Annotated in this window: 23 protein-coding genes; 15 read left to right on the top strand and 8 right to left on the bottom strand. The window is 72.6% G+C overall.

The window, feature by feature from the left end; translation table 11 throughout:
* The first annotated feature begins 21 nt into the window (after positions 1-21).
* The 5 genes from pheS to ACIA8N_RS20595 all read left to right on the top strand — a co-directional run bounded on the left by pheS (position 22) and on the right by ACIA8N_RS20595 (position 7,298).
* Positions 22-1,149 carry a phenylalanine--tRNA ligase subunit alpha gene (pheS, locus tag ACIA8N_RS20615; RefSeq protein ID WP_030551732.1) on the top strand — a complete coding sequence of 376 codons (1,128 nt, stop codon included), beginning with the start codon at positions 22-24 and terminating at the stop codon, positions 1,147-1,149.
* Positions 1,149-3,677: a phenylalanine--tRNA ligase subunit beta gene (pheT, locus tag ACIA8N_RS20610; RefSeq protein WP_365787794.1), complete on the top strand. Its 2,529-nt coding sequence runs from the start codon at positions 1,149-1,151 to the stop codon at positions 3,675-3,677. The genes pheS and pheT overlap by 1 nt, the downstream gene beginning before the upstream one ends.
* Before the next feature lie 285 nt (positions 3,678-3,962).
* Positions 3,963-5,030, top strand: a complete 1,068-nt coding sequence (locus ACIA8N_RS20605; RefSeq protein ID WP_365787796.1) for a PP2C family protein-serine/threonine phosphatase — start codon at positions 3,963-3,965, stop codon at positions 5,028-5,030.
* A gap of 334 nt (positions 5,031-5,364) precedes the next feature.
* Complete coding sequence (locus ACIA8N_RS20600) at positions 5,365-6,705, top strand: transcriptional regulator (RefSeq protein ID WP_365784984.1); 1,341 nt, start codon at positions 5,365-5,367, stop codon at positions 6,703-6,705.
* Positions 6,706-6,767: 62 nt separating this feature from the next.
* The gene (locus ACIA8N_RS20595) at positions 6,768-7,298 is read left to right on the top strand and encodes an NUDIX hydrolase (RefSeq protein WP_365784986.1); all 531 of its coding nucleotides are present in this window, start codon (positions 6,768-6,770) and stop codon (positions 7,296-7,298) included.
* Positions 7,299-7,378: 80 nt separating this feature from the next.
* Here the strand turns inward: ACIA8N_RS20595 and ACIA8N_RS20590 are convergent, their stop codons facing one another.
* Positions 7,379-8,239, bottom strand: a complete 861-nt coding sequence (locus ACIA8N_RS20590; protein ID WP_365784988.1) for a 3-hydroxybutyryl-CoA dehydrogenase — start codon at positions 8,237-8,239, stop codon at positions 7,379-7,381.
* A gap of 196 nt (positions 8,240-8,435) precedes the next feature.
* Between ACIA8N_RS20590 and ACIA8N_RS20585 the strand changes: the two genes are divergently transcribed.
* Positions 8,436-9,689 carry a family 10 glycosylhydrolase gene (locus tag ACIA8N_RS20585; RefSeq protein WP_365784990.1) on the top strand — a complete coding sequence of 418 codons (1,254 nt, stop codon included), beginning with the start codon at positions 8,436-8,438 and terminating at the stop codon, positions 9,687-9,689.
* Here ACIA8N_RS20585 and ACIA8N_RS20580 read toward each other — a convergent pair.
* Together ACIA8N_RS20580 and ACIA8N_RS20575 are read right to left on the bottom strand one after the other, a co-directional pair.
* Positions 9,665-9,868: a DUF1918 domain-containing protein gene (locus ACIA8N_RS20580; RefSeq protein ID WP_365784992.1), complete on the bottom strand. Its 204-nt coding sequence runs from the start codon at positions 9,866-9,868 to the stop codon at positions 9,665-9,667. The two genes, ACIA8N_RS20585 and ACIA8N_RS20580, sit on opposite strands and share 25 nt — an antisense overlap.
* Before the next feature lie 94 nt (positions 9,869-9,962).
* The gene (locus ACIA8N_RS20575) at positions 9,963-10,988 is read right to left on the bottom strand and encodes a DMT family transporter (RefSeq protein ID WP_365784994.1); all 1,026 of its coding nucleotides are present in this window, start codon (positions 10,986-10,988) and stop codon (positions 9,963-9,965) included.
* On the opposite strand from ACIA8N_RS20575, the gene ACIA8N_RS20570 reads away from it, so the two are divergent.
* The 4 genes from ACIA8N_RS20570 to ACIA8N_RS20555 all read left to right on the top strand — a co-directional run bounded on the left by ACIA8N_RS20570 (position 10,987) and on the right by ACIA8N_RS20555 (position 14,915).
* On the top strand, positions 10,987-12,423 hold the full coding sequence (locus ACIA8N_RS20570) for a PLP-dependent aminotransferase family protein (RefSeq protein ID WP_365784996.1): 1,437 nt from the start codon (positions 10,987-10,989) through the stop codon (positions 12,421-12,423). The genes ACIA8N_RS20575 and ACIA8N_RS20570 overlap by 2 nt on opposite strands.
* A 124-nt stretch (positions 12,424-12,547) precedes the next feature.
* Positions 12,548-13,000, top strand: coding sequence for a GNAT family N-acetyltransferase (locus ACIA8N_RS20565; RefSeq protein ID WP_365784998.1), 453 nt, complete (start codon positions 12,548-12,550; stop codon positions 12,998-13,000).
* Between the two features lie 69 nt (positions 13,001-13,069).
* Positions 13,070-13,645 carry a histidine phosphatase family protein gene (locus tag ACIA8N_RS20560; protein WP_365785000.1) on the top strand — a complete coding sequence of 192 codons (576 nt, stop codon included), beginning with the start codon at positions 13,070-13,072 and terminating at the stop codon, positions 13,643-13,645.
* A 106-nt stretch (positions 13,646-13,751) separates the two neighbouring features.
* Complete coding sequence (locus ACIA8N_RS20555; protein ID WP_365785001.1) at positions 13,752-14,915, top strand: methyltransferase; 1,164 nt, start codon at positions 13,752-13,754, stop codon at positions 14,913-14,915.
* Positions 14,916-14,970: 55 nt separating this feature from the next.
* Here the strand turns inward: ACIA8N_RS20555 and ACIA8N_RS20550 are convergent, their stop codons facing one another.
* The 3 genes from ACIA8N_RS20550 to argG form a co-directional block, all read right to left on the bottom strand.
* Positions 14,971-15,372 carry a VOC family protein gene (locus ACIA8N_RS20550; RefSeq protein ID WP_365785003.1) on the bottom strand — a complete coding sequence of 134 codons (402 nt, stop codon included), beginning with the start codon at positions 15,370-15,372 and terminating at the stop codon, positions 14,971-14,973.
* Positions 15,369-16,256 (bottom strand): sigma factor-like helix-turn-helix DNA-binding protein, encoded by an 888-nt coding sequence (locus ACIA8N_RS20545; RefSeq protein WP_365785005.1) that lies wholly within the window; start codon positions 16,254-16,256, stop codon positions 15,369-15,371. The genes ACIA8N_RS20550 and ACIA8N_RS20545 overlap by 4 nt, the downstream gene beginning before the upstream one ends.
* Before the next feature lie 156 nt (positions 16,257-16,412).
* Positions 16,413-17,858, bottom strand: a complete 1,446-nt coding sequence (argG, locus tag ACIA8N_RS20540; RefSeq protein ID WP_365785007.1) for an argininosuccinate synthase — start codon at positions 17,856-17,858, stop codon at positions 16,413-16,415.
* Positions 17,859-18,092: 234 nt separating this feature from the next.
* Here argG and argC point away from each other — a divergent pair, with 234 nt between their 5' ends.
* Genes argC through ACIA8N_RS20515 form a run of 5 tightly spaced genes read left to right on the top strand, consistent with a single transcriptional unit; the run spans position 18,093 to position 22,947 of the window.
* A complete protein-coding gene (gene argC / locus ACIA8N_RS20535) occupies positions 18,093-19,118 on the top strand; it encodes an N-acetyl-gamma-glutamyl-phosphate reductase (protein ID WP_365785009.1) in 1,026 nt (341 codons plus the stop codon).
* A complete protein-coding gene (gene argJ / locus ACIA8N_RS20530) occupies positions 19,115-20,281 on the top strand; it encodes a bifunctional glutamate N-acetyltransferase/amino-acid acetyltransferase ArgJ (protein ID WP_365785011.1) in 1,167 nt (388 codons plus the stop codon). Before argC ends, argJ begins: the two co-directional genes overlap by 4 nt.
* Positions 20,278-21,195: an acetylglutamate kinase gene (argB, locus tag ACIA8N_RS20525; protein WP_030551770.1), complete on the top strand. Its 918-nt coding sequence runs from the start codon at positions 20,278-20,280 to the stop codon at positions 21,193-21,195. Before argJ ends, argB begins: the two co-directional genes overlap by 4 nt.
* Positions 21,195-22,409, top strand: coding sequence for an acetylornithine transaminase (locus ACIA8N_RS20520; RefSeq protein ID WP_365785014.1), 1,215 nt, complete (start codon positions 21,195-21,197; stop codon positions 22,407-22,409). Before argB ends, ACIA8N_RS20520 begins: the two co-directional genes overlap by 1 nt.
* 7 nt (positions 22,410-22,416) lie before the next feature.
* Complete coding sequence (locus ACIA8N_RS20515; protein ID WP_030204657.1) at positions 22,417-22,947, top strand: arginine repressor; 531 nt, start codon at positions 22,417-22,419, stop codon at positions 22,945-22,947.
* Between the two features lie 9 nt (positions 22,948-22,956).
* Here the strand turns inward: ACIA8N_RS20515 and ACIA8N_RS20510 are convergent, their stop codons facing one another.
* Complete coding sequence (locus ACIA8N_RS20510; RefSeq protein WP_365785016.1) at positions 22,957-23,649, bottom strand: L,D-transpeptidase family protein; 693 nt, start codon at positions 23,647-23,649, stop codon at positions 22,957-22,959.
* 48 nt (positions 23,650-23,697) lie between these two features.
* A complete protein-coding gene (locus tag ACIA8N_RS20505; RefSeq protein ID WP_365785018.1) occupies positions 23,698-24,297 on the bottom strand; it encodes a pyridoxamine 5'-phosphate oxidase family protein in 600 nt (199 codons plus the stop codon).
* Between the last annotated feature and the right edge of the window lie 32 nt (positions 24,298-24,329).

The following is a 24,329-nucleotide window of genomic DNA, read 5'->3' as shown; positions in this document are numbered from 1 at the left end:
CCAACGGAAGCACGGGAAGAGATGTCCGCACCCAATAAGTCGTACGACCCGGTTGAGGTCGAGGCACTGAAACCGGAAGAGATCGAGCGCATGCGGGACGAGGCGCTCGCCGCCTTCGCCGCCGCGGGCGACCTCGACGCGCTCGCGCAGGCGAAGACCGCGCACACCGGTGGCACCTCGCCGCTGGCGCTCGCCAACCGGGAGATCGGCGCCCTGCCTCCGCAGGCCAAGGCCGCCGCCGGAAAGGTCGTGGGCCAGGCCCGCGGCGCCGTCTCGAAGGCGCTCGCCGCCCGCCAGACCGAGCTGGAGGCCGAGCGAGACGCCCGCGTCCTCGTCGAGGAGGCCGTCGACGTCACCCTGCCGTACGACCGCGTCCCGGCCGGTGCCCGCCACCCGCTGACCACCCTCATGGAGCGCGTCGCCGACGTGTTCGTCTCCATGGGGTACGAGGTCGCCGAGGGCCCCGAGGTCGAGGCGGAGTGGTTCAACTTCGACGCCCTGAACTTCGTCCCGGACCACCCGGCGCGCCAGATGCAGGACACCTTCTTCGTCGAGGGCCCCGAGGGAACGACGGGCGACGAGTCCGGCGTCGTACTCCGCACGCACACCTCGCCGGTCCAGGCCCGCACCCTCATCGACCGGGAGCCCCCGGTCTACGTGGTGTGCCCCGGCCGCGTCTACCGCACCGACGAGCTCGACGCCACGCACACCCCGGTCTTCCACCAGATCGAGCTGCTCGCCGTCGACGAGGGCCTGACCATGGCCGACCTCAAGGGCACCCTGGACCACATGGTCCAGGCACTCTTCGGCCCGGACATGAAGACCCGGCTCCGCCCGAACTTCTTCCCCTTCACCGAGCCGTCCGCAGAGATGGACATGCTCTGCTACGTCTGCCGCGGCGAGTCCATCGGCAACCCGGACCGCCCCTGCCGCACCTGCGGCAGCGAGGGCTGGATCGAGCTCGGCGGCTGCGGCATGGTCAACCCGAAGGTGCTCGTCGCCTGCGGTGTGGACCCCGAGAAGTACAGCGGATTCGCCTTCGGGTTCGGCATCGAGCGGATGCTGATGTTCCGCCACAACGTCGACGACATGCGAGACATGGTCGAGGGTGACGTCCGGTTCACCCGGCCGTTCGGGATGGAGATCTGATGCGGGTCCCGCTTTCTTGGCTGCGGGAGTACGTCGACCTGCCGGCGACGGAGACCGGCCGCGACGTCCAGGCCAAGCTCATTTCGGCAGGCCTCGAGGTCGAGACCGTCGAGCAGCTCGGCGCCGGCCTGACCGGCCCGCTGGTGGTCGGCAAGGTCCTCACCATCGAGGAGCTGACGGAGTTCAAGAAGCCCATCCGCTTCTGCACCGTCGACGTCGGCCAGGCCAACGGCACCGGTGAGCCGCAGGAGATCATCTGCGGCGCCCGGAACTTCGCCGCTGGCGACAAGGTCGTCGTGGCGCTGCCCGGCGCCGTGCTCCCCGGTGACTTCCGGATCGCCGAGCGCAAGACGTACGGCCGGGTCTCCCGGGGCATGATCTGCTCCGGCGACGAGCTCGGCATGGGCGACGACGGTACGCACGGCATCATCGTGCTGCCGCCGGAGCACGAGATCGGCACCGACGCCACGGTCCTCCTGGAGCTGTTCGACGAGGTCCTCGACATCGCCGTCACCCCGGACCGCGGCTACTGCCTCTCGATCCGCGGTGTCGCCCGCGAGACCGCCATCGCGTACGGCCTGCCGCTGCGCGACCCGGCGCTCCTCGACGTGCCCGCGCCGAACTCGTACGGCTACCCGGTCCAGGTCACCGACCCGATCGGCTGCGACCGCTTCACCGCGCGCACCGTCGTCGGTCTGGCGCCCGAGGCCCGCTCCCCGATCTGGCTGCGGCGCCGCCTCCAGAAGGCCGGCATGCGCCCGATCTCGCTGGCCGTCGACGTCACCAACTACGTGATGCTGGAGCTCGGCCAGCCGCTGCACGCCTACGACCGCACCCGGCTCGACGGCCCCATCGGGGTCCGCCGCGCCGAGGCCGGCGAGAAGATCACCACCCTCGACGGCACCGTGCGCGTCCTGGACGCCGCGGACCTGGTCATCACCGACAACCGCGGCCCGATCGGCATCGCGGGCGTCATGGGCGGCGCCAACACGGAGATCGCCGACCCGGTGACCGATCCCGAGACCGGTCTCGTCACCGGCACCTCCGAGGTCGTCATCGAGGCCGCGCACTTCGACGCGATCTCGATCGCCCGCACGGCCCGCCGCCACAAGCTGTCCTCCGAGGCGTCCAAGCGCTTCGAGCGCGGTGTCGACCCGCAGGCCGCCGCCGCTGCCGCGCAGCGGACGGTCGACCTGCTCGTGCTGCTCGCGGGCGGTACGGCCGAGGCCGGCGTCACCGAGATCGTCGCCCCGTCCGCGCCGCGCACGATCACCATGCCGGCGAACCACCCGGACAAGATCGCGGGCGTCGACTACGGCCGCGAGACCGTCGTCCGCCGTCTCCAGGAGGTCGGCTGCGACGTCTACGGCCAGGACGAACTGGTCGTCACCGTGCCCTCGTGGCGTCCCGACCTGGGCGCGCCGAACGACCTCGCCGAAGAGGTCATCCGTCTGGAGGGCTACGAGAACCTGCCCTCCACGCTGCCGAAGCCCCCGGCCGGCCGCGGGCTCACCGAGCGCCAGCGCGTCCACCGCCGGGTGGGCCGCGCGCTCGCCGGCGCCGGCTACGTCGAGGCCCTGAACTACCCGTTCATCGGGGAGCAGGCCCTCGACAACCTCGGCCTCGACGCGGACGACGCCCGCCGCCTCCTTGTGAAGCTGGTCAACCCGCTCTCGGACGAGGAGCCCGCGCTCCGTACGACGCTGCTCCCCGGCCTGCTCGGTGCGCTCCGCCGCAACGACAGCCGCGGCAGCCACGACCTGGCGCTCTTCGAGACCGGACTGGTCTTCCGGCCGGAGGGACAGCCCGGCGTCGCCGTCCGGCTGCCCGTCGACCGCCGTCCCACGGACGCGGAGATCGCCCAGGTCAACGCCGCGCTGCCCGCGCAGCCGCGCCGCGCGGCCGTCGTCCTCGCCGGTGCGCGCGAGCAGGCCGGCTGGTGGGGCAAGGGCCGTCCGGCCGACTGGGCCGACGCGGTCGAGGCCGGCCGGACCGTGGCCGCGGAGGCCGGGGTCGAGCTGATCATCAGCGCCGACCAGCACGCCCCCTGGCACCCGGGCCGCTGCGCCGCGTTCCACGTCGAGGTGGACGGCGAGAAGGTCCTCGTCGGCCACGCCGGCGAACTCCACCCGCGCGTGGTGAAGGCGTTCGGTCTTCCGGCCCGCAGCTGCGCGATGGAGATCGACCTGGACCTCCTGGAGAAGGCGAACGAGGGCCCGCTCAAGGCCCCCCGGATCTCCTCCTTCCCGGTCGCCACGCAGGACGTCGCCCTGGTCGTCGCCACGGAGGTCCCGGCCGCCGAGGTCGAGGCCGCTCTCGCCGAGGGCGCGGGTGAACTCCTCGAGTCCATCCGCCTGTTCGACGTCTACACCGGCGACCAGCTGGACGAGGGCACCAAGTCCCTGGCGTACGCACTGAAGTTCCGCGCCACGGACCGCACCCTCACGGTCGACGAGGCCAGCGCCGCCCGCGACGCGGCCGTGGCCCTGGCCGCCGACCGGACGGGCGCCGTCCTGCGCGGCGCCTGACGCACGGCCAGTACGAGCGAGGAGGGCCGCCCCGGGGATTCCCCGGGGCGGCCCTCCGCCGTTTCCCGCCCCAAGAGACGCATGCACATACGGGATCCGTCCGTCCGTGCGCATGGCGGAGCCCTGGCGAAGGGCGGCGCGCCGGGGGTTCTCACTCCTTCGGGTGAGATCGTCGGGCGGTGTTCCCCGGTGGGCCGTGGGCTCGACAGAATCGACCCGGCCGCAGGGGCGGACCTGTGTGCCGCAGGGCCCTCGGGCGCTGTCGGGGCTCGGGAAGGGCCGTGCATGATCCGTATGAGGTCGTTGGTCTCCGATGGCTCCCGGCTCCGCCGGCTGGCCCCGCTCGCTCTTCCCACCGTGTGGGGTGGGGTGGCCGTGGCATGGAAGTTCGGCTGTCCGCTGGCCCGGCAGCCGGGGCTGCCGATGAGGATCGCCACCAGTGTCGTCTTCCTCACCGTGGGCATCGGCATGGTCCTCGGTCTCCGGCGCGGGCTCGTGCGCGAGCTGGCCCGGGTGCGGGCCGTCGCGGTCGCCACCCAGCAGGTGCTGCTGCGTCCGCCCCCCTCCCGGCTCGACGGACTGTCCCTTGCCGCGGGGCAGTTGTCCGCCTCGCGGGGCGCGTCCGTCGGGGGCGATCTGTACGAGGCGGTGGCCACCGCGTACGGGGTGCGGATCGTCATCGGAGACGTCCGGGGCCACGGGCTCGCCGCGCTCGGCGCGGTGGTGGCGGTGCTCGGCAGCTTCCGCGAGGCCGCCCATGACGAGCCCGAACTCGGCGGGGTGCTGCGGCGTCTGGAGCGTGCCCTGGAGCGGCATCTGCGGGAGCGGGCGCGGGACGAGCACCCGGCGCGGAGCGGGACGGATCCCGAGCATCCGGCCGCGGAGGAGTTCGTGACCCTGCTGCTCCTGGAGCTCGGGCCCGACGGGCGGCTCTCGGTGTTCAACTGCGGCCACCCGGGCCCGTACCTCCTCGGGCGGACGGTGGAGCGGCTTCCGGTCGGCGACCCGCTTCCCCCGCTCGGGGTCCTGCCGCTGCCCGCCGTGCTCGTCCCGCACACGGTGGCCGGACCGCTGCCGGGGGAGACGCTGGTCCTCCACACGGACGGCGCCGAGGAGGCCCGTGACCACCGGGGCCGGTTCTTCGCGCTCGACACCGCGCTGGCCGGGATGTCAGGTGAGGTGCCCGCCGCGCTCGTCCGCCGCGTCCACGCGGCCCTCCTGCACCACACGGGCGGCCGGCTCACCGACGACGTCGCGCTGCTCGCCGTACGCAACGACCGGGTCCGGGTGCCGGCGCAGCCCGCCGAACCCGGGCTGCGCCGTTCCCGGCCCGCCCCCTCCTCCCACTGCTGAGGGGAGGGGGCGGGTCGGCGTCGCCCGCCCCGCCACGGAGTGTCGGGCAGATCAGCGGGGCGGGCGACGCGGACCGGGCGGCCGCACTGTTGAGGGGGGAGCCGGCGGCCCGGTCGTCGCCTTGCGGCGAGAAGCACAGTCAACCGGTGCGGGGACGAGTGCGGCAGAGCGCGCGGACCGGAAGAACGAGTACTTCGTTCACACCCCGTGCGAAATCGTCCGGTCGGAGTTGACCCGAAGGGGGCCCTCCGCAGTGGTTCGGTCCGTACGAAATCAGCCACCGCTACGCTGAGTTCACCGAGCGACCGGAGCGACCGGAGTGACCGGAGCGGCCATGCAGCCCAACACCTTGCTCGACGCCCTGCTCGACGAAGCGAGCGTCTCCCACGCAGGCCTCGCCGCCCATGTGAACCGGGCCGGCCGGGCCAGGGGCCTCGCCCTGCGTTACGAACACACCGCCGTGGCACGGTGGTTGAAGGGGCAGCGGCCGCGCGGCCAGGTGCCGGACCTGATCTGCGAGGTGCTCGCCGCGAGGCTGCGCCGGCAGGTGACCCTGGACGACATCGGCTTCGGGGTGCCGGGCGGGCCGCTTCCCGCGGCCGGTTCGCCCCTGTCGGGGTTCGTGGAGCGGGCGCCCGCCCTGTGGCGTTCCGACGAACAGCAGCGGCCGCACATAGTCGGTGCGCCGGCCGTGACCGGCACTCCCGCGGTGATGCCCGTGTGGGAGTGGGAGAACCCGCCCGAGGACGGGGACGTCTCCCGTAAGGGACGGGCGTCGGTCTCGGCCGCGGACATCGCCGTGCTGGGCGCCGCCCGGTCCCACTACGAGCAGATGTACCGCAAGGCCGGGGGCATCGCGACCAGGGCCCGGATCGTCGGCTTCCTCACCACGGAGACCGCGCCGCTGCTGCGGGGCTCGTACAGCGACGCCCTCGGCCGGAGGCTGCACCGGGCCACCGGCGGACTCGTGGCGGTGGCCGGCATCTGCGCGTACGACGCGGACGCGCACGGTCTCGCCCAGCGCTACTTCCACCAGGCACTGCGGCTGGCGAAGGCGAGCGGTGACCGGGGGCTCGGCGCCTATGTGATCGCGCTGCTCGTCAACCAGTCGCTGTTCATGGGGGAGTACCGGCAGGCGGTGGCGTTCGCGGAGGCGGCGCTGCGGGCCGCGGGGCGGCAGATCACCCCGGCGCTCGCGGCGGATCTGACGGCGATGCAGGCGAAGGCGTACGCGCGTCTGGGGGACGGGGCGGCCGCGTTGGCGTGCATCCGGCGGGCGGAGACGGCGGCGGAGCGGATCAGCCCGGGGGAGGAACCGGCCGAGACGGGCTATGTGCAGCCGGGACTCGTCAACGTCCAGGTCGCCGAGGCGCTCCTCAGTCTGGGTGATCTCGCGGCGGCGCACGAGCACGCGTCGATGGCGGTGGGGACGCCCTCGCACGACCGGGGGCGGGTGCACCGGCTCGCCATGCTGTGCCAGATCGAGCTGCGGCAGGGGGCGGCCGACGGGGCGGCGCGTACGGCGGTGGAGATGACCGAGCGGGCGCGGGGGATGGAGTCGCGGCGGCTGCGGGACCGGCTGCGGCAGGTGCGGGAACATCTCATGGCGAGCGGCGGAGGGGAGGCCCGGGACGCGGCGGCTCTCATCGACGGGGCGCTGCGCGTTCCCCTATGAGCGCCGGGCTGCTGCGATATTGCCACCAAACAAGCACCGACCAGTCGGAAGGTGGCAAGAACGTGCAGTGGACGAAACTAAGCGAACGCTCTGTCTATGAGAATCGCTGGTTCCGGGTGAACCTCGCGGACGTCGAACTCCCCGACGGCCGCCACCTCGACCACTATCTGATCCGGCTCCGTCCGGTCGCCGTCGCGACCGCCGTCAACGACGCCGACGAAGTCCTGATGCTCTGGCGCCATCGCTTCATCACCGACAGCTGGGGCTGGGAACTGGCCGCCGGTGTCGTCGAGGACGGCGAGGAGATCGCTTCCGCCGCCGCCCGGGAGATGGAGGAGGAGACCGGCTGGCGGCCGGGGCCGCTGCGCCATCTCCTCACCGTCGAACCGTCCAACGGCCTCACCGACGCCCGGCACCACCTCTACTGGGCGGAGCAGGCCACGTACACGGGACCGCCCGAGGACGCCTTCGAGTCCTCGCGGCGGGCCTGGATCCCGCTGAAGGAGATCCCGGACATGATCGCCCGGGGCGAGATCCCGGCCGCCAACATGGCCGCCGGGCTTCTGATGCTCCGCCATCTGCGCCTCGGCTGACCACCTGGCGTGAAAACGCCGGACGGCCCGTACCTGTGCGAGAGAACGGGCCGTCCGGTGATCGGGGGTGGTGCGGCGGATCAGGCGTACGGGTAGAAGCCCCAGCCCGTCTTCCGGCCGAGCCGGCCGGCGTCCACCATGCGCTGCAGCAGCGGCGGAGCGGCGTACAGCGGCTCCTTGAACTCCGCGTACATCGAGTCCGCGATCGAGGCGATGGTGTCCAGACCGATCAGGTCGGACAGCTTCAGCGGGCCCATCGGGTGGGCGCAGCCGAACTCCATGCCGTTGTCGATGTCGTCGCGGCTCGCGATGCCCGACTCGAACATCCGGATCGCCGAGAGCAGGTACGGCACGAGCAGCGCGTTGACCACGAAGCCGGACCGGTCCTGCGCGCGGATCGCGTGCTTGCCGAGCGTCTTCTCCGCGAAGGCCTGGGCCCGGCTGATGGTGCCCTCGGAGGTGGTGAGGGCCGGGATCAGCTCGACGAGCTTCTGCACCGGGGCCGGGTTGAAGAAGTGGATGCCGATGACCTGGTCGGGGCGGGAGGTCGCCACGGCCAGCTTGACCAGCGGGATGGACGAGGTGTTCGAGGCCAGGATCGCGTCGCGCCGGGTCATGACCTGGTCGAGCACCTGGAAGATCTCGGTCTTGACCTGTTCGTTCTCCACGACCGCCTCGATGACGAGGTCGCGGTCGGCGAACTCGCCCAGGTCGGTGGTGAAGCTGAGGCGAGCGAGCGTGGCGTCCCGCTCCTCCTCGCTGATCTTGCCGCGTTCGGCGGCCTTCGCCAGCGAGTTGTAGAGCCGTGTGCGGCCGATCTCCAGCGCCTCGCCGGTGGTCTCGGCGACCTTCACCTCAAGGCCGCTCCGGGCACACACCTCTGCGATGCCCGCGCCCATCTGGCCGCAGCCCACCACTCCGACGCGCTCAATGTCGGCCATGGAGTCCGTCACCTCGTGCCTTTCGCTCTTCTCTGCGGCGGGCCCCGTGTGATTCCGGTGCGTCCGCCTCGACCCCCACGACGTTACCGCTCATTAACCGATGATCGATCGTCCGGGGCGGGCATGCTGTCCGGGTGGGTGTGACGTATCCGACAGAGGAGGGGTACAAGTGCGGCCTATCGGCAGAAGAGGGTTCGTGGCCGGAGCCACCGGGGCGGCGCTCGCCGTGACGGGAACGACAGGTCCGGCGTCAGCCCGGGACGAGACCCCGGTACGGGCGGGACCGCATCGGCGCCAGGAGTTCCGCGGCATGTGGATCGCCACGGTCCTCAACCGCGACTGGCCCTCCCGCGCGGGGCTGACCGCCGAAGAGCAGCGGGCCGAGCTCCTGGCCCACCTGGACAGGGCGGTCGAGCGCCGGCTCAACGCGGTGGTCCTCCAGGTCCGGCCCACCGCCGACGCGCTCTGGCCCTCGCCGTACGAGCCGTGGGCGCAGTGCCTCACCGGGACGCAGGGCCGCGACCCCGGCTGGGACCCGCTCGGCACGGCCGTCGAGCAGGCCCATGCGCGGGGCCTCGAACTGCACGCCTGGTTCAACCCGTACCGAGTGGCGAATCACACGGACCCGGGCCGGCTCGTCGCCGACCATCCGGCCCGGGTGCACCCGGAGTGGGTGCTGCCCTACGGCGGGAAGCTCTACTACGACCCGGGGCTGCCCGAGGTCCGCCGCTTCGTCCAGGACGCGATGCTGGACGCGCTGCGTCGCTACGACATCGACGCCGTGCACTGGGACGACTACTTCTACCCCTACCCGGTGGCAGGGGAGGTCTTCGCCGACGACGACACCTACGCGCGGTACGGCGGTGACTTTCCCGACAGGGCGGCCTGGCGGCGGCACAACACCGATCTGCTCGTCTCCGAGATGTCCGCCCGGATCAAGGACGTGAAGGGGGATGTGGCCTTCGGCGTGAGTCCCTTCGGTGTCTGGCGGAACAGAGCCACCGATCGGGAGGGCTCGGACACCGACGCGGGTGTCCAGACCTACGACGACCTGTACGCCGACGTCCGGAAGTGGATCCGGGAGGGCTGGATCGATTACGTGGTGCCCCAGCTGTACTGGAACATCGGCCTGCCCGCCGTCGACTACGCCAAGCTGCTGCCCTGGTGGGACGCGGTGGTCCGGGGGACCGGCGTCGGCCTCTACCTCGGCGAGGCGCTCTACAAGGCCGGCGACCCCGCCCAGCCCGCGGCCTGGCAGGATCCGCGGGAGCTGTCACGCCACCTGGAACTCGCCGCCCGCTACCCGGCGGTCGGTGGCCACTGCTTCTTCGCCGCGACGGAGGTCGCCACGGACCGGATCGGGGCGATGGCCGCCGTGGTGGCCGACCACTACCCGACCAGGGTCCGTCCCCCGGAGGAGAGGTCTCAGCGGGCCCCCGCCTCCGGGTGAGGGCGTACGACGGTGTCGGGGCCCGGCGACATCAGGGCCTCGTGACCGTCGTCGTCGAACTTCACGCGGTACGGGGGAGTGCCGTTCTCCCCCAGGACCTGGAGCACCTCCGCCGTGCGGTCGTGATGACCGACGGTCCGGCCGTGCACCAGCAGTTTGTCGCCCACGCTCGCCTGCATCGGGGCCTCCTCGCGACCGGGCCTGTCCTACCGGCTTGTCCTGCTTCGGACCCTACGCCTGCCATTGTGACCCGGGTCACCCCGATCCGTCGCGTCAGCTCTTCGCCCGCTGGGTGACCGCGATGCAGACCAGGACGGCCACCGCCGCGAGCGGGGCGGCGAGCGGCAGGCTCTCGTCGAGCAGGAACACCGCCCAGACCAGGGTGAGGAGCGGCTGCGCCAGCTGCAGCTGGCTCGCCTTGGGGATGCCGATCGCGGCCATGCCCCGGTACCAGACGTACAGGCCGAAGAAGGTGGAACCGGCGGCCACCCAGACCAGGCCGATCACGCCGTGGGCGGTCAGGTGGACCGGCTCCGTGGACAGCGCCACGGCGGAGCCGACGGCCATCAGCGGCAGGCACAGGACGAGGGCCCAGCCGATGACCTGCCAGCCGGGCATGAGCCGCGCGAGGCGACCGCCCTCGGTGTAGCCCGCCGCGCAGACCAGGAGCGCGCCGAAGAGGTACAGGTCGCCCTGGGAGACGGCCCCGCCGCTCTGCTGGAGCGTGAAGGCGATCACCACGACCGCGCCCGACACGGCGGCGAACCAGAACGTGCGGGAGGGGCGCCGTCCGGTCCGCACCGCGGCGAAGGCCGCCGTGGTGAGCGGCAGCAGGCCCACCACGACGGCGGCGTGCGAGGTGGTGGAGGTCTGCAGGGCCAGGGTCGTCAGGAGCGGGAAGCCGATGACGACGCCGCCGGCGACGACGGCGAGGCCCGCCCAGTGGCGCCGCTCCGGCAGCGGAACCCGGCCGACGAGCAGGAACGCCCCCGCGATGAGGGCGGCGAGGGTGGAGCGCACGGCGACGAGCGACCAGGGGCCGAAGCTCTCCAGGCCCCAGACGGTCGACGGGAAGGTCAGCGAGAACGCGACCACGCCGAGACCGGCGAGCAGGGTGCCGCGGGGGAGGGGATCGGTGGCGGTCCGGGCGGCGGCGCTGTTCGCGCCGGGGCCGATGCTCGCGCCGGGTCCGGTACTCGCTCCGGGGTCGGCGCCCGCGGCGGTTCCGGTATCGGTGCTACCGGCGGAGGCGGTGACCGCTATCGTGCTGGAGGCAGTAGCGCTATCCTTTGCTGTCATGAACGAGCGTAGCAGTGTCGCAGAACTGGCGCATTCCTTGCGGAGTGAGCTGAACCGCTACTCTCCAGGTGGAAAGCTGCCGTCGAGTCGTGCGCTCGTCGAGCGCTACCGGGTCTCCCCGGTGACCGTCACCCGGGCCCTCGCCCAGCTCGCCGCCGAAGGGCTCGTGGTCACCCGGCCCGGCGCCGGCGCGTTCCGGGCCGAGCGCCGCACCGCCACCCCCGTGGCCGGGGACACCTCCTGGCAGGAGCTCGCCCTCAGCGCCGACTCCGCCACGGAACTCGTCCCCCGGGCCGTCGACGCCTCCGGCGTCCTCGTCACCCTCGCCGCGCCACCACCGGGAGTGGTCGAGTTCAACGGCGGCTATCTCCACGCCTCCCTCCAGCCCGAGCGGGCGCTCGCCGCCGCCCTCGCCCGCGCGGGACGCCGCCCCGGCGCCTGGAGCAGACCGCCCACCGACGGCCTGCCCGAGCTGCGCGAGTGGTTCGCCCGCGAGATCGGCGGCAGTGTCACCGCGGCCGACCTCCTCGTCACCGCCGGCGGACAGTCCGCCATCACCACCGCCCTGCGCGCCCTCACCCCGCCCGGCACCCCCGTCCTCGTCGAGTCGCCCACCTACCCGGGCATGCTGGCCGTCGCCCGCGCGGCGGGACTGCGCCCCGTGCCCGTCCCCGTCGACGCCGACGGAGTGCGCCCCGAGCTCCTCGAGGCCGCGTTCCGCGCCACCGGAGCCCGTGTCTTCGTCTGCCAGCCGCTCTTCCAGAACCCGACCGGCGCCGTGCTCGCGCCGGAGCGGCGCCGCGAGGTCGTCCGCATCGCCCGGGCCGCCGGAGCCTTCGTCGTCGAGGACGACTTCGCCCGCCGTCTCGTCCACGAGGACGCCCCGCCGCTCCCCGCCCCGCTCGCCGCGGACGACCCCGACGGGGTGGTCGTCCATGTCTGCTCGCTCACCAAGGCCACCTCGCCCAGCCTCCGCGTCGGCGCCCTCGCCGCCCGCGGCCCCGTCCTGGAACGCCTCCGCGCCATCCAGGTCGTCGACAGCTTCTTCGTCCCCCGCCCCCTCCAGGAGGCCGCGCTCGAACTCGTCGGATCGCCCGCCTGGCACCGCCATCTGCGGGCCGTCGCCCAGGAACTCAAGACCCGCCGGGACCTCCTGACCAGGGCGGTCGCCCATCAGCTGCCCACGCTGGCCCTGCCGTACGTCCCCTACGGCGGCTACCACCTCTGGCCGCGCCTGCCCGACACGCTGCCCGAGGCCGCCTTCGTCGCCGCCGCCCTGCGGGCCGGCGTCGCCGCGGCCCCGGGCCGGCCGTACTTCTGCGCGGAACCCCCCGCCGGACACATCCGGCTGAGTTTCGCGGGTGTCGCGGGTCCCACGGAGATCGTGGAGGGCGTGCGCCGGCTGCGGATGGCGGTCGAGGAACTCACCCCCTGACCGCGGGGTCCGGGCCGCCCGCCCCTCCGTGGCCGTCCCCGCCCCCGGTCCGCCCCGATCCGGGCCGTCCGGCGGCGGGGCAAATTCACCTGACAAGCCCCGGTGCCACTGGAAGCCTGCGGTCATGAGCGACAGCACCACCACCGGCGGCCCCGTCATGCACGGGACGTACGAGATCTCAGCCGACCCCGCCCGGATCGACGCGGCCCGCGTCCACCACTGGCTCTCCACGGACGCCTACTGGGCCCTCGGCCGACCTCGGGAGAAGCAGGACGCGGCCATCGAGGGATCCCTCAACCTGGGCGCGTACCACCGCGAGACAGGCGAGATGGCCGCCTACGCGCGCGTGGTCACCGACTACGCCACCTTCGCCTGGCTCTGTGACGTCTACGTCGACCGCCCGGCCCGTGGCAGCGGCCTCGGCACCGCGCTCGTCACCGCGGTCCGCGACCACCTCGCGTCGTACGGGCTGCGCCGCATCATGCTCGCCACCGCCGACGCGCACGAGGTGTACGAGAAGGTCGGTTTCACGCCACTGCAGAATCCGGACAAGTGGATGGCTCTCGGGCAGCAGTGAGCCGGAGCCCCTCCCGCCCCGGGGAATGACCCCTTGACCTGCGGCGCCTCCGGCCTCACGATCGCGCCCATGAGTCTTCGGGTGACGCTCGTCACGGCGGCACGCAGCTCCTCCCTGCTCGCCGAACGCTTCGACGACGACCGGCCACTGGACGAGGCCGGCTGGTACGACGTGCAGCTCGCCGCGCCCGCGCTCATCCCGCTCGGCGCGGCCGAACTGCGCTACTGCTCCCCGACCCCGCGCTGCCGCGCCACCGGCACCGCCCTCGGTTACGCCCCCCTCGCCCAGCCCGCACTGCGCGACTGCGACATGGGTCGCTGGCGCGGCCTGACCCTCGCCGAGGTCGCCGCCCTCGAACCGGCCGCCGTCGACGCGTGGCTCACCGACGCCCGCACCGCCCCGCACGGCGGCGAACCGCTGCTCGCCTTCATCACCCGGATAGGGAACTGGCTCGACACCCGCCCCGCCGAGGACGGCGCCATCGTCGCCGTCGCCGAGCCGTCCGTCGTACGGGCCGCCCTCGTGTACGCCCTGAAGGCACCGCCGGCCACCTACTGGAACGTCGACGTCCGCCCTCTCTCCACCGTCACCCTCACCGGCCGCCCCGGCCTCTGGCACCTCCAGCTCGCCGCGGCGCCGCACTGACACCGCACTGACACCGCACCGGCGGACCCCCGTGGGCGTGCCGAGGACCCCGCCTCCGCGCGGGACGGGAGAGCGGGCGGCCGCGACCGGCTAGCCTGGAGGCACGATGAACCGTTTGACCACGTCATGGGGCGCCTTCACGCTGACCCGCTTTCCCGAGGACCCGCGCGACCAGCTGCGCGCCTGGGACGCGGCCGACGAATACCTCCTGGGCCACCTGGCCGAGAGCGGAACCGACCTGTCCGGTACCGTCGCCGTCCTCGGCGACCGCTGGGGAGCCCTCGTCACCGCGCTGCACGCCGCCGGAACCGGCGAGCTCGTCCAGATCACCGACTCCTACCTCGGCGAACAGGCCACCAGGGCCAACCTCGCTCGCGCCGGGGCCGCCCCGGACGCCGTCCGGCTGCTCACCACCCAGGACCCGCCACCCCAGCGGATCGACGTCCTCCTGGTCCGGGTCCCCAAGAGCCTCGCGCTCCTGGAGGACCAGCTGCACCGGCTCGCACCCGCCGTGCACGAGGGCACCGTGATCATCGGCACCGGCATGGTGAAGGAGATCCACACCTCCACGCTCCGGCTCTTCGAGCGGATCATCGGGCCCACCCGCACCTCGCTCGCGGTGAAGAAGGCCCGGCTGATCCACACCACCCCCGATCCGTCGATCACCCCGCGCCCGAACCCGTGGCCGCACCGGTACGACCTCCCGGCGGACACCCCCGCGCCCGGTCTGCCCGGACTGACCGTCACCAATCACGCCGGTGTCTTCTGCGCCGACCGCCTCGACATCGGCACCCGCTTCTTCCTCGCGAACCTCCCCGGTGACCTCGGCACGGCCCGCGTCGCCGACCTCGGTTGCGGCAACGGCGTCGTCGGCCTCGCCATCGCCCTCTCCGAGCCCGACGCGGAACTGGTCTTCACCGACGAGTCGTACCCGGCGGTCGCCTCGGCCGAGGAGAACTTCCGGACCCACGTGGGCGAGGGGCGCAAGGCGGAGTTCATCGTCGGCGACGGGCTGAGCGACCTGCCCGAGGGCTCGGTGGACCTGGTCCTCAACAACCCGCCGTTCCACAGCCACCAGGCCACCACCGACCGCACGGCCCGCCGCATGTTCGCGGAGGCACGGCGCGCGCTGCGGCCCGGCGGCGAACTGTGGGTCATCGGCAACCGGCACCTCGGCTACCACGTCACCCTCCGCCGGATCTTCGGCAACAGCGACCTCGTCGCCAGCGACGCGAAGTTCGTGGTCCTGCGCGCGGTGCGTACGGCCTGAGGACGCCTTGTCGGGGTCCGGGCAGGGCCGTTCGGGCCCGCCCGGACCCCGCTCGTCATCCCCAGGTGCGCGAGCACAGGACCAGCCGGTATCCATCGGGATCGGCGACGGTGACGCCGAAGGTGTCCCAGTAGGGGTTGTGCGCGGCCACCCGGGTCCCGCCGGACGCGACCAGCCGCTCCACCTGCTCCTCCTCGACGGGCGCCCCCAGGTACAGGACGAACAGGTCGTCGACGGTCGGCGTGGGCTCCAGCGGACGCTCGGGATCGCGGGTCAGCTCGAAGTGCCAGCCCCCGTCCTTCGGTCCGACCATGAGCAGGTCGTGCTCGCCGGGGGCCCGCTCGGTGCTCCGCCACAGCACGTCGAGCCCGAGCCCGTCGACGTAGAACCGCTCGGCGGCGGCCAGGTCCCGCGAGGGGCGGGCGACTCGTACATGGGTCTGCGCGTCGATGATCATGTCTTCAGACTAGGCGGCGGCACGTCGACCCGGTCCGCCTCGGGAAAGACGAGTTCGAGCGCGCGCACCCGGTCCTCCCCGGTGGTGAAGGAGAGGCCGACGACGCGGTCCCCGCGGAAGGCGAACGCCACGGCGGCGACCGGCCGCCCGGCGGCGTACGCGACCGCTCCGACGGCCCCGTCGACGAGCGCGGGCCGGGCGAGGCCGGCGAACCACGCGAAGCCCTCCGCCCGCTCGGCGACGGCCGGAGCGCCGTGCAGCGGGCCGCGTTCGGAGTGGGCGACCACGTCCGGATCGAGTACGGCGGCGAGCGTACGGGCGTCACGCGCGCGTGCGGCCGCCAGGAACCGTTCCGCCACCGCCCGCTGCCGCTCGGCGTCACCCTCGGAACGGGCCGCCCCGCCGCCCCGGATGCGCGCCCTGGCCCGCCGGGCGAGCCGCGTCACCTCCTCGGGGGAGCCGCCGGTGATCCGTGCCGTCTCGGACGGCGGCAGCCCGAACGCGTCGTGCAGGACGTAGGCGAGCCGCTCCTCGGCCCCGAGCGCGTCGAGTACGACGATCAGTGCGAGCCACAGGGAGTCGACGCCGGCCGCCCCGCCGTCCCCCGGAGCCGCCGAGGCCCCCTGGGTCCCACCGCCCGGCGTCCCTCGCGGTCCTCGCGGTCCTCGTTCCTGGAGTCCCCGTACGCACGCCTGCCCCACCGCGACCGTCAGCCAGGCCCGTACCGCAGCCCCGCCGGTCCGGCCGAGCGCCGCCCGCGCCGTCGCGAGCACCTCCTCGGCCTCGGCCCGTGAGCCCATCATCCGGAGGGCCACCTGCCGCAGTCGTTCCTCGTGCGCGTCGAAGCGCCCGGTCAGGGCGGTCAGAAGGGTGTCGTCGTGCATGGCGCCTCGCTCCTCGTCGGTTCCGTCACCGCGTTGACGAGGGGACCCGCCCGGATGTGACAGAAGCGGCCACCGCCCGGCACACGGAAAGGCCGACCCGACGCGGGGGCGTCGAGCCGGCCTTCCGGGGTGTCGAGCTCGTCGCCCGACGGGTGACTAGTCCGTGCCGAACTCCATCGCGGCGCGGTCGAGCATCTCCTCGTCGCCTGAGACCTCGCCGCGGGACGCGATGGCCTCCGCGCCGCCCTCCGGCATGGTGCCGATCAGGCCGGTGGCGGCCGCCTGCGCGGCGCCGATGGAGGGGCTGCCGGTGCCGATCAGGCCGAGGCCCGCGTACTGCTCCAGCTTGGCGCGGGAGTCGGCGATGTCGAGGTTGCGCATGGTGAGCTGGCCGATCCGGTCCACCGGGCCGAACGCCGAGTCCTCGGTGCGCTCCATCGACAGCTTGTCGGGGTGGTAGCTGAACGCCGGGCCCGTGGTGTCGAGGATCGAGTAGTCCTCGCCGCGCCGCAGCCGCAGCGTCACCTCGCCGGTGACGGCGGTGCCGACCCAGCGCTGCAGGGACTCGCGGACCATGAGCGCCTGCGGGTCCAGCCACCGGCCCTCGTACATCAGCCGGCCGAGGCGCCGTCCCTCGTTGTGGTACTGGGCGACGGTGTCCTCGTTGTGGATGGCGTTGACCAGACGCTCGTACGCGGCGTGCAGCAGGGCCATGCCGGGCGCCTCGTAGATGCCGCGGCTCTTGGCCTCGATGATGCGGTTCTCGATCTGGTCCGACATGCCCATGCCGTGGCGGCCGCCGATGGCGTTCGCCTCCATGACCAGGTCGACGGCGGAGGCGAACTCCTTGCCGTTGACCGACACCGGCCGGCCCTGCGCGAAGCCGATCGTGACGTCCTCGGCCTCGATCTCGACCGACGGGTCCCAGAACCGCACGCCCATGATCGGCTCGACGGTCTCGACACCCGTGTCCAGGTGCTCCAGGGTCTTGGCCTCGTGGGTGGCGCCCCAGATGTTGGCGTCGGTGGAGTACGCCTTCTCGGTGCTGTCGCGGTAGGGCAGCTCGTGGGCGAGCAGCCACTCCGACATCTCCTTGCGGCCGCCCAGCTCGGTCACGAAGTCCGCGTCCAGCCAGGGCTTGTAGATCCGCAGGTGCGGGTTGGCGAGGAGACCGTAGCGGTAGAACCGCTCGATGTCGTTGCCCTTGAAGGTCGAGCCGTCGCCCCAGATCTGGACGTCGTCCTCGAGCATCGCCCGGACGAGGAGGGTGCCGGTGACGGCACGGCCGAGCGGGGTGGTGTTGAAGTAGGCGCGGCCGCCGGAACGGATGTGGAACGCCCCGCAGGTGAGTGCGGCAAGACCCTCCTCGACCAGCGCCGCACGGCAGTCGACCAGACGCGCGATCTCGGCGCCGTAGGTCTTGGCGCGGCCGGGCACCGAGGCGATGTCGGGCTCGTCGTACTGGCCGATGTCGGCGGTGTAGGTGCACGGGATGGCGCCCTTGTCGCGCATCCATGCGACCGCGACGGAGGTGTCGAGGCCGCCGGAGAAGGCGATGCCGACGCGCTCGCCGGCGGGCAGGGAGGTGAGGACCTTGGACATGGGAAGAGTATGCATCATCTCGCATGGTCATGCAAAGGGGCGTCCGTCCGCGCCTCTCCGACTCCCTGGGGGTTGCGTGGCGCGGAGTCCTGGGTAGCGGTCATCCCGTCGCCCCGGTCGGGAGCTCGGCCCCTCGATGGGTGAATGGAGTGGTCGACCGCGTGGCCGAATGAGGCTCGTTGCATAAAAGTGCGTCGACACGTATAGTCATGCCATCCATGAGGAGGGTTTCCGATGACGGTACGAGTAGCAGTGGCGGGTGCGAGCGGATACGCGGGTGGAGAGCTCCTGCGACTCCTCCTCGCCCACCCCCATGTGGAGATCGGCGCCCTGACCGGCCACTCCAACGCCGGCCAGCGCCTCGGGGCGCTCCAGCCCCATCTGCTGCCGCTCGCGGACCGCGTCCTCGTGCCCACCACCGCCGACGAGCTCTCCGGGCACGATGTCGTCTTCCTCGCCCTGCCGCACGGCCAGTCCGCCGCCGTCGCCGAGCAGCTCGGTCCCGACGTCCTCGTCGTCGACATGGGCGCCGACTTCCGGCTCGAGGAGCCCGCCGACTGGGAGACGTACTACGGCTCCCCGCACGCCGGGACCTGGCCCTACGGGCTCCCCGAACTGCCCGGTGCCCGCGCCGCCCTCGAAGGGTCCAAGCGGGTCGCGGTGCCCGGCTGCTACCCGACCGCCGTCTCGCTCGCGCTCTTCCCCGCGTACGAGAACGGTCTCGCCGAGCCCGAGGCCGTGATCGTCGCCGCCTCCGGTACCTCCGGCGCGGGCAAGGCGGCCAAGCCGCACCTCCTCGGCAGCGAGGTCATGGGCAGCATGTCGCCGTACGGCGTCGGCGGCCACCGGCACACCCCCGAGATGATCCAGAACCTCAGCGGTCCCGCCGGGGAGCGGGTCACAGTCTCCTTCACGCCGACCCTGGCGCCGATGCCCCGCGGCATCCTCGCCACCTGCACCGCCGCCGCGAAGCCCGGCGTCACCGCCGAGACCGTACGGGCCGCCTACGAGAAGGCCTTCGCGGACGAGCCGTTCGTCCACCTGCTCCCCGAGGGCCAGTGGCCGGCGACGGCGTCCGTCTACGGTTCCAACGCCGTTCAGGTGCAGGTCGCGTACGACCCGGCGGCGAACCGGATCATCGCGATCAGCGCCATCGACAATCTCACCAAGGGCACCGCCGGCGGCGCGGTGCAGAGCATGAACATCGCCCTCGGACTCCCCGAGGTCACTGGACTTTCCACGATTGGAGTCGCTCCGTGAGCGTCACCGCAGCGAAGGGGTTCACGGCAGCGGGCATCGCCGCCGGGATCAAGCAGAACGGCAACCCGGACCTGGCCCTCGTGGTCAACACCGGGCCCCGCCGCGCCGCCGCGGGAGTCTTCACCTCCAACCGCGTCAAGGCCGCCCCCGTCGTCTGGTCGCAGCAGGTCCTCGCCGACGGCGAACTGACCGCCGTCGTCCTCAATTCGGGCGGGGCCAACGCCTGCACAGGCCCGAAGGGCTTCCAGGACACCCACGCCACCGCCGAGAAGGTCGCCGAGGTCCTCAGCGCGAAGGGCGCCGAGGTCGGCGCCGGCGAGGTCGCCGTCGCCTCCACCGGCCTCATCGGCATCCTGCTCCCCATGGACAAGCTGCTCCCCGGCGTCGAGAAGGCCGCGGCCGAACTCTCCGAGCACGGCGGCGAGAAGGCCGCCATCGCCATCAAGACCACCGACACCGTCCACAAGACCTCCGTCGTCACGAAGGACGGCTGGACGGTCGGCGGCATGGCCAAGGGCGCCGGCATGCTGGCCCCCGGTCTCGCCACCATGCTCGTCGTCCTCACCACCGACGCCGACGTGGACGCCAAGGGTCTCGACAGCGCCCTCCGGGGCGCCACCCGCGTCACCTTCGACCGGGTGGACTCCGACGGCTGCATGTCGACCAACGACACCGTCCTCCTCCTCGCCTCCGGCGCCTCCGGCGTCACCCCGGCGCAGGACGCGTTCGCCCAGGCCGTACGGGAGGTCTGCGACGACCTGGCCCGCCAGCTCATCGGCGACGCCGAGGGCGCGAGCAAGGACATCCGCATCGAGGTGGTCAACGCGGCCACCGAGGACGACGCCGTCGAGGTGGGCCGGTCCATCGCCCGCAACAACCTCCTCAAGTGCGCCATCCACGGCGAGGACCCCAACTGGGGCCGGGTGCTCTCCGCCATCGGCACCACGAAGGCCGCCTTCGAGCCCGACGCACTCAACGTCGCCATCAACGGCGTCTGGGTCTGCAGGAACGGCTCCGTCGGCGACGACCGCGACCTCGTCGACATGCGGTACCGGGAGGTCACCATCACCGCCGACCTCGCCGCCGGCACCGAGTCCGCCGTCATCTGGGCCAACGACCTGACCGCCGACTACGTCCACGAGAACAGCGCGTACTCGTCATGAGCGACAAGACGGGCCAGAACCCGACCCGCAAGCACAAGGCGCTCCCCAAGGCGCAGATCCTCATCGAGGCCCTGCCCTGGCTGACCCGCCACAACGGCAAGACGGTCGTCATCAAGTTCGGCGGCAACGCCATGATCGACGAGGACCTCAAGGCGGCCTTCGCCCAGGACGTCGTCTTCCTGCGCCAGGCCGGCCTCAAGCCGGTCGTCGTGCACGGCGGCGGACCCCAGATCAGCGCCGCCCTCGACCGGCACGGCATCGTCAGCGAGTTCAAGGCGGGCCTGCGGGTCACCACCGAGGACGCCATGGACGTCGTACGGATGGTCCTCGCCGGCCAGGTCCAGCGCGAGCTCGTCGGGCTGCTCAACCAGCACGGCCCGCTCGCCGTAGGCCTCACCGGCGAGGACGCCCACACGATCACCGCGACCCGGCACCGCCCGGTCGTCGACGGCGAGCAGATCGACATCGGCCGGGTCGGTGAGATCACCGCCATCGACACCGGCGCCATCCAGGCGCTCCTGGAGGACGGCCGGATCCCGGTCATCTCCTCCATCGCCCGTTCCCAGGACGACGGACATGTCTACAACGTCAATGCTGATACGGCGGCTGCGGCACTCGCTGCGGCGCTGGGCGCCGAGACGCTGATGGTCCTGACCGACGTCGAAGGCCTCTACGAGGACTGGCCGAACAGCGACGAGGTCATCAGCCGGCTCACCGCGAGCCAGCTGGAGAAGCTGCTGCCCGAGCTCTCCAGCGGCATGGTCCCCAAGATGGAGGGCTGTCTGCACGCCGTACGGAACGGGGTCACCACGGCCCGCGTGATCGACGGCCGGGTCCAGCACTCCATCCTGTTGGAGATCTTCACCGACGAGGGCATCGGCACGATGGTCGTGCCGGACGGACAGGGGGACTGATGAGCGGCACCACGGAGCCCGGCAACGAGCGGCTGACCCAGCGGTGGCAGGGCTCGCTCATGAACAACTACGGCACTCCCCGGCTGCCCCTCGTCCGCGGCGAGGGCGCCAAGGTCTGGGACGCCGACGGCAGGGAGTACCTGGACCTCGTCGGCGGCATCGCCGTCAACGCCCTCGGCCACGCCCACCCGGCGGTCGTCGAGGCCGTCACCCGGCAGATCCAGAGCCTCGGCCACGTCTCCAACCTGTTCGTCGCCGAGCCGCCCGTGGCCCTCGCCGAGCGGCTCCTCGGCCTCTTCGGCCGGCCCGGCAAGGTCTTCTTCTGCAACTCGGGCGCGGAGGCCAACGAGGCCGCGTTCAAGATCGGCCGCCTCACCGGCCGGTCCCACATGGTCGCCACCGACGGCGGCTTCCACGGCCGGACCATGGGCTCCCTCGCGCTCACCGGCCAGCCCGCCAAGCAGACCCCGTTCCTGCCGCTGCCCGGCGACGTCACGCACGTCCCGTACGGCGACGTGGAAGCCCTGCGGGCCGCGGTCACCGAGGACACCGCCTTCGTGATCATCGAGCCGATCCAGGGCGAGAACGGCGTCGTCGTCCCGCCCCCCGGCTATCTCAAGGCCGCCCGGGAGATCACCCGCACCACCGGCACCCTCCTCGTCCTCGACGAGGTGCAGACCGGCGTCGGCCGCTGCGGCCACTGGTTCGAGTACCAGGCCCACGAGGGCGTCGACCCCGATGTCGTCACCCTCGCCAAGGGCCTCGGCGGCGGACTCCCGCTCGGCGCGACCATCGCCTTCGGGCCCGCGGCCGACCTCTTCGCGCCCGGCCACCACGGCACCACCTTCGGCGGCAACCCGGTCGCCTGCGCCGCCGGGCTCGCCGTCCTCGACACCCTCGGCGCCGACGCGGCCCTCGACCACGTGAAGGCGGTCGGGGAGCGGCTGCGGCAGGGAATCGAGGGTCTCGGGCACCCGCTTGTCTCCCACGTCCGTGGTGCGGGCCTCCTGCTGGGTATCGTGCTCACGGAGTCCCTCGCACCCCAGGTGCAGCAGGCGGCTCAGGACGCCGGCCTCCTGGTGAACGCGCCCGCCCCCGATGTCGTACGGATCATGCCTCCGCTGGTCCTCACCGACGCCGAGGCGGACGCCTTCCTCCGGGCCCTGCCCGGGGTCCTCGACGTGGCGAACGCGCAAGGACGAACCGGAGAATGAGACGACGATGACCGACGCGCAGGAAAACGAGCACGGCGGGCCGTCCGTTCCGCAGACCCGCACCGCACGCCACCGCAGGATCGTCGACATCCTCAACCGGCAGCCGGTGCGCTCGCAGAGCCAGCTCGCCAAGCTCCTCAGCGACGACGGGCTGAGCGTCACGCAGGCGACGCTCTCCCGCGACCTCGACGAGCTGGGCGCGGTGAAGATCCGTAACACCGGCGGCGAGCTGATCTACGCGGTGCCCAGCGAGGGCGGTTTCCGCACCCCGCAGGCGCCGTTGGGCGAGTCCGCCAAGGAGGAGCGCATGCGGCGCCTCTCCGGCGAACTCCTGATCTCCGCCGAGGCGTCCGCGAACCTGGTGGTCCTGCGGACCCCGCCGGGCGCCGCCCAGTTCCTCGCGTCGGCCATCGACCAGGCCGAACTCCAGGCCATCCTCGGCACGATCGCGGGTGACGACACCCTGCTGCTCATCAGCCGCGACCCCATGGGCGGCCAGGCGCTCGCGGACCACCTGCTGATGCTGGCGCAGAAGTAGGCCGCGACCTCAGTAGCGCGTGATCGCCGTCGGACCGCCCCGCGTTCCGACGGCGATGTGCGGTCGGCGCGCGGGATCCGCCCAGGCGAGCACCGCGCGCATCGCGTCCACCGGCACGGAGACACAACCGGCGGTCGCCCCGAGCCCGTTGACGTGCAGGAAGATGCCGGCCCCACGCGCGCGTACCGGACGGTCGTAGTTGAACCCGATCACGAGCGCGTGCGCGTACTGCTCGCGGTACGCGACGAGATGCTCGGCCTCGGCGGCCCGGCAGTCCCGGGGCAGCCCCTCGACCCAGCGGTTGTAGGCGCGCGAGTCGTTGTCCTGGCACCACCAGGAGCGGTCGGTCACGCGTGCGTAGCGGTACGAGGTCCCCGGCGGCGCGGACCGGATGCCGAAGGCGTACGGCAGTCGGTAGAGCCCGGTGGGCGTGGTGTTCGTGCCCTGCCGCCGCTGCCCGCCCTCCGCGAGTCCCTTCGCCCCGAACCGCGCGGGCGCGGCCCCCGCCTTGACCCACCGGCCCCCACGCCGGTCCCACCAGGTCAGCGTGCCCGTGGTGGAACCTGGGTCGGCGGCCTCGGCGGTGATCAACTGCGAGCCGCCGCCCGTGTACGCCATCCGCTCGGGCAGCGGCGCGGGGGCGGGGGCGGAGGCGGCGCCGAGGGAGAGCAGGGCGGCGCCGAGCAGGAGAAGGGTGCGCATGGACGCGACGCTAGAGCCCCGGGGGAGGCTTCCGCGCGCCGTACGGGGCTATTCGGCGGGCAGCGGCGGCAGCGGGAGCGGCAGCGCGGGCAGCCCGTCGAGGCTGGTGGCGATGTGCTCCTTCTTGCTGCAGTACGCGTTGAACTCCTCGTCCGTCTTCCGGTTGAAGTACTCGGCGTGCATCGTCCGGTCCTCCTGGTACTCCATCAACGGCACGGCGAAGCCGCACGAGTCGCTGACCCGCCGCGCGTGCACCAGGACGATCGCCCGCGCGCTGCCCTGCCCCTCGACGGCGTCCGCCGGGAACCGCGCGAACAGCTCGCTCCAGCGCGGGTCGTCCCGCAGCACGGCCTCCCCGGTCCCGTGCACCCGCACGACGGTCGGCGGCCCGGAGAAGGCGGTCCACATGAGCGTGATCCGCCCGTTGCCGGGCTCCCGCAGATGCGCGACGGTCTCGGCGCTGCTCCCGCCGAAGTCCACGTAGGCGAGGGTCAGTTCGTCGATGACGACGAGGGTGCCGCGTCGCCCCTTGGGGGACAGGTTGACGTGGCCGTCGGCGGAGAGAGGAGCGGTGGCGGTGAAGTACACCGGCTGCGCCTCGATAAAGGCCCGAAGCCGCCCGTCGATACGCTCATACGTCTTTCCCATGGCCGCATTCTGCCCGCTCCGTCCCCCGGGGA

The organism is Streptomyces sp. NPDC051822, assembly GCF_044452745.1.
GTDB lineage: Bacteria > Actinomycetota > Actinomycetes > Streptomycetales > Streptomycetaceae > Streptomyces.
The sequence above is the reverse complement of the archived record's forward strand: the minus strand, read 5'-3'. Positions and strand labels throughout refer to the sequence as shown.

Excerpts from the sequence above, each read along its gene's own strand:
- argC (WP_365785009.1), top strand. The coding sequence starts at position 18,093 with ATGACGGTACGAGTAGCAGTGGCGGGTGCGAGCGGATACGCGGGTGGA.
- pheT (WP_365787794.1), top strand. The coding sequence starts at position 1,149 with ATGCGGGTCCCGCTTTCTTGGCTGCGGGAGTACGTCGACCTGCCGGCG.
- ACIA8N_RS20555 (WP_365785001.1), top strand. The coding sequence starts at position 13,752 with ATGAACCGTTTGACCACGTCATGGGGCGCCTTCACGCTGACCCGCTTT.
- ACIA8N_RS20575 (WP_365784994.1), bottom strand. The coding sequence starts at position 10,988 with ATGACAGCAAAGGATAGCGCTACTGCCTCCAGCACGATAGCGGTCACC.
- ACIA8N_RS20605 (WP_365787796.1), top strand. The coding sequence starts at position 3,963 with ATGATCCGTATGAGGTCGTTGGTCTCCGATGGCTCCCGGCTCCGCCGG.
- ACIA8N_RS20515 (WP_030204657.1), top strand. The coding sequence starts at position 22,417 with ATGACCGACGCGCAGGAAAACGAGCACGGCGGGCCGTCCGTTCCGCAG.
- ACIA8N_RS20565 (WP_365784998.1), top strand. The coding sequence starts at position 12,548 with ATGAGCGACAGCACCACCACCGGCGGCCCCGTCATGCACGGGACGTAC.
- ACIA8N_RS20550 (WP_365785003.1), bottom strand. The coding sequence starts at position 15,372 with ATGATCATCGACGCGCAGACCCATGTACGAGTCGCCCGCCCCTCGCGG.
- ACIA8N_RS20520 (WP_365785014.1), top strand. The coding sequence starts at position 21,195 with ATGAGCGGCACCACGGAGCCCGGCAACGAGCGGCTGACCCAGCGGTGG.
- ACIA8N_RS20580 (WP_365784992.1), bottom strand. The coding sequence starts at position 9,868 with ATGCAGGCGAGCGTGGGCGACAAACTGCTGGTGCACGGCCGGACCGTC.
- argG (WP_365785007.1), bottom strand. The coding sequence starts at position 17,858 with ATGTCCAAGGTCCTCACCTCCCTGCCCGCCGGCGAGCGCGTCGGCATC.
- ACIA8N_RS20545 (WP_365785005.1), bottom strand. The coding sequence starts at position 16,256 with ATGCACGACGACACCCTTCTGACCGCCCTGACCGGGCGCTTCGACGCG.
- ACIA8N_RS20590 (WP_365784988.1), bottom strand. The coding sequence starts at position 8,239 with ATGGCCGACATTGAGCGCGTCGGAGTGGTGGGCTGCGGCCAGATGGGC.
- ACIA8N_RS20505 (WP_365785018.1), bottom strand. The coding sequence starts at position 24,297 with ATGGGAAAGACGTATGAGCGTATCGACGGGCGGCTTCGGGCCTTTATC.
- ACIA8N_RS20600 (WP_365784984.1), top strand. The coding sequence starts at position 5,365 with ATGCAGCCCAACACCTTGCTCGACGCCCTGCTCGACGAAGCGAGCGTC.
- pheS (WP_030551732.1), top strand. The coding sequence starts at position 22 with ATGTCCGCACCCAATAAGTCGTACGACCCGGTTGAGGTCGAGGCACTG.
- ACIA8N_RS20560 (WP_365785000.1), top strand. The coding sequence starts at position 13,070 with ATGAGTCTTCGGGTGACGCTCGTCACGGCGGCACGCAGCTCCTCCCTG.
- ACIA8N_RS20510 (WP_365785016.1), bottom strand. The coding sequence starts at position 23,649 with ATGCGCACCCTTCTCCTGCTCGGCGCCGCCCTGCTCTCCCTCGGCGCC.
- argB (WP_030551770.1), top strand. The coding sequence starts at position 20,278 with ATGAGCGACAAGACGGGCCAGAACCCGACCCGCAAGCACAAGGCGCTC.
- ACIA8N_RS20570 (WP_365784996.1), top strand. The coding sequence starts at position 10,987 with ATGAACGAGCGTAGCAGTGTCGCAGAACTGGCGCATTCCTTGCGGAGT.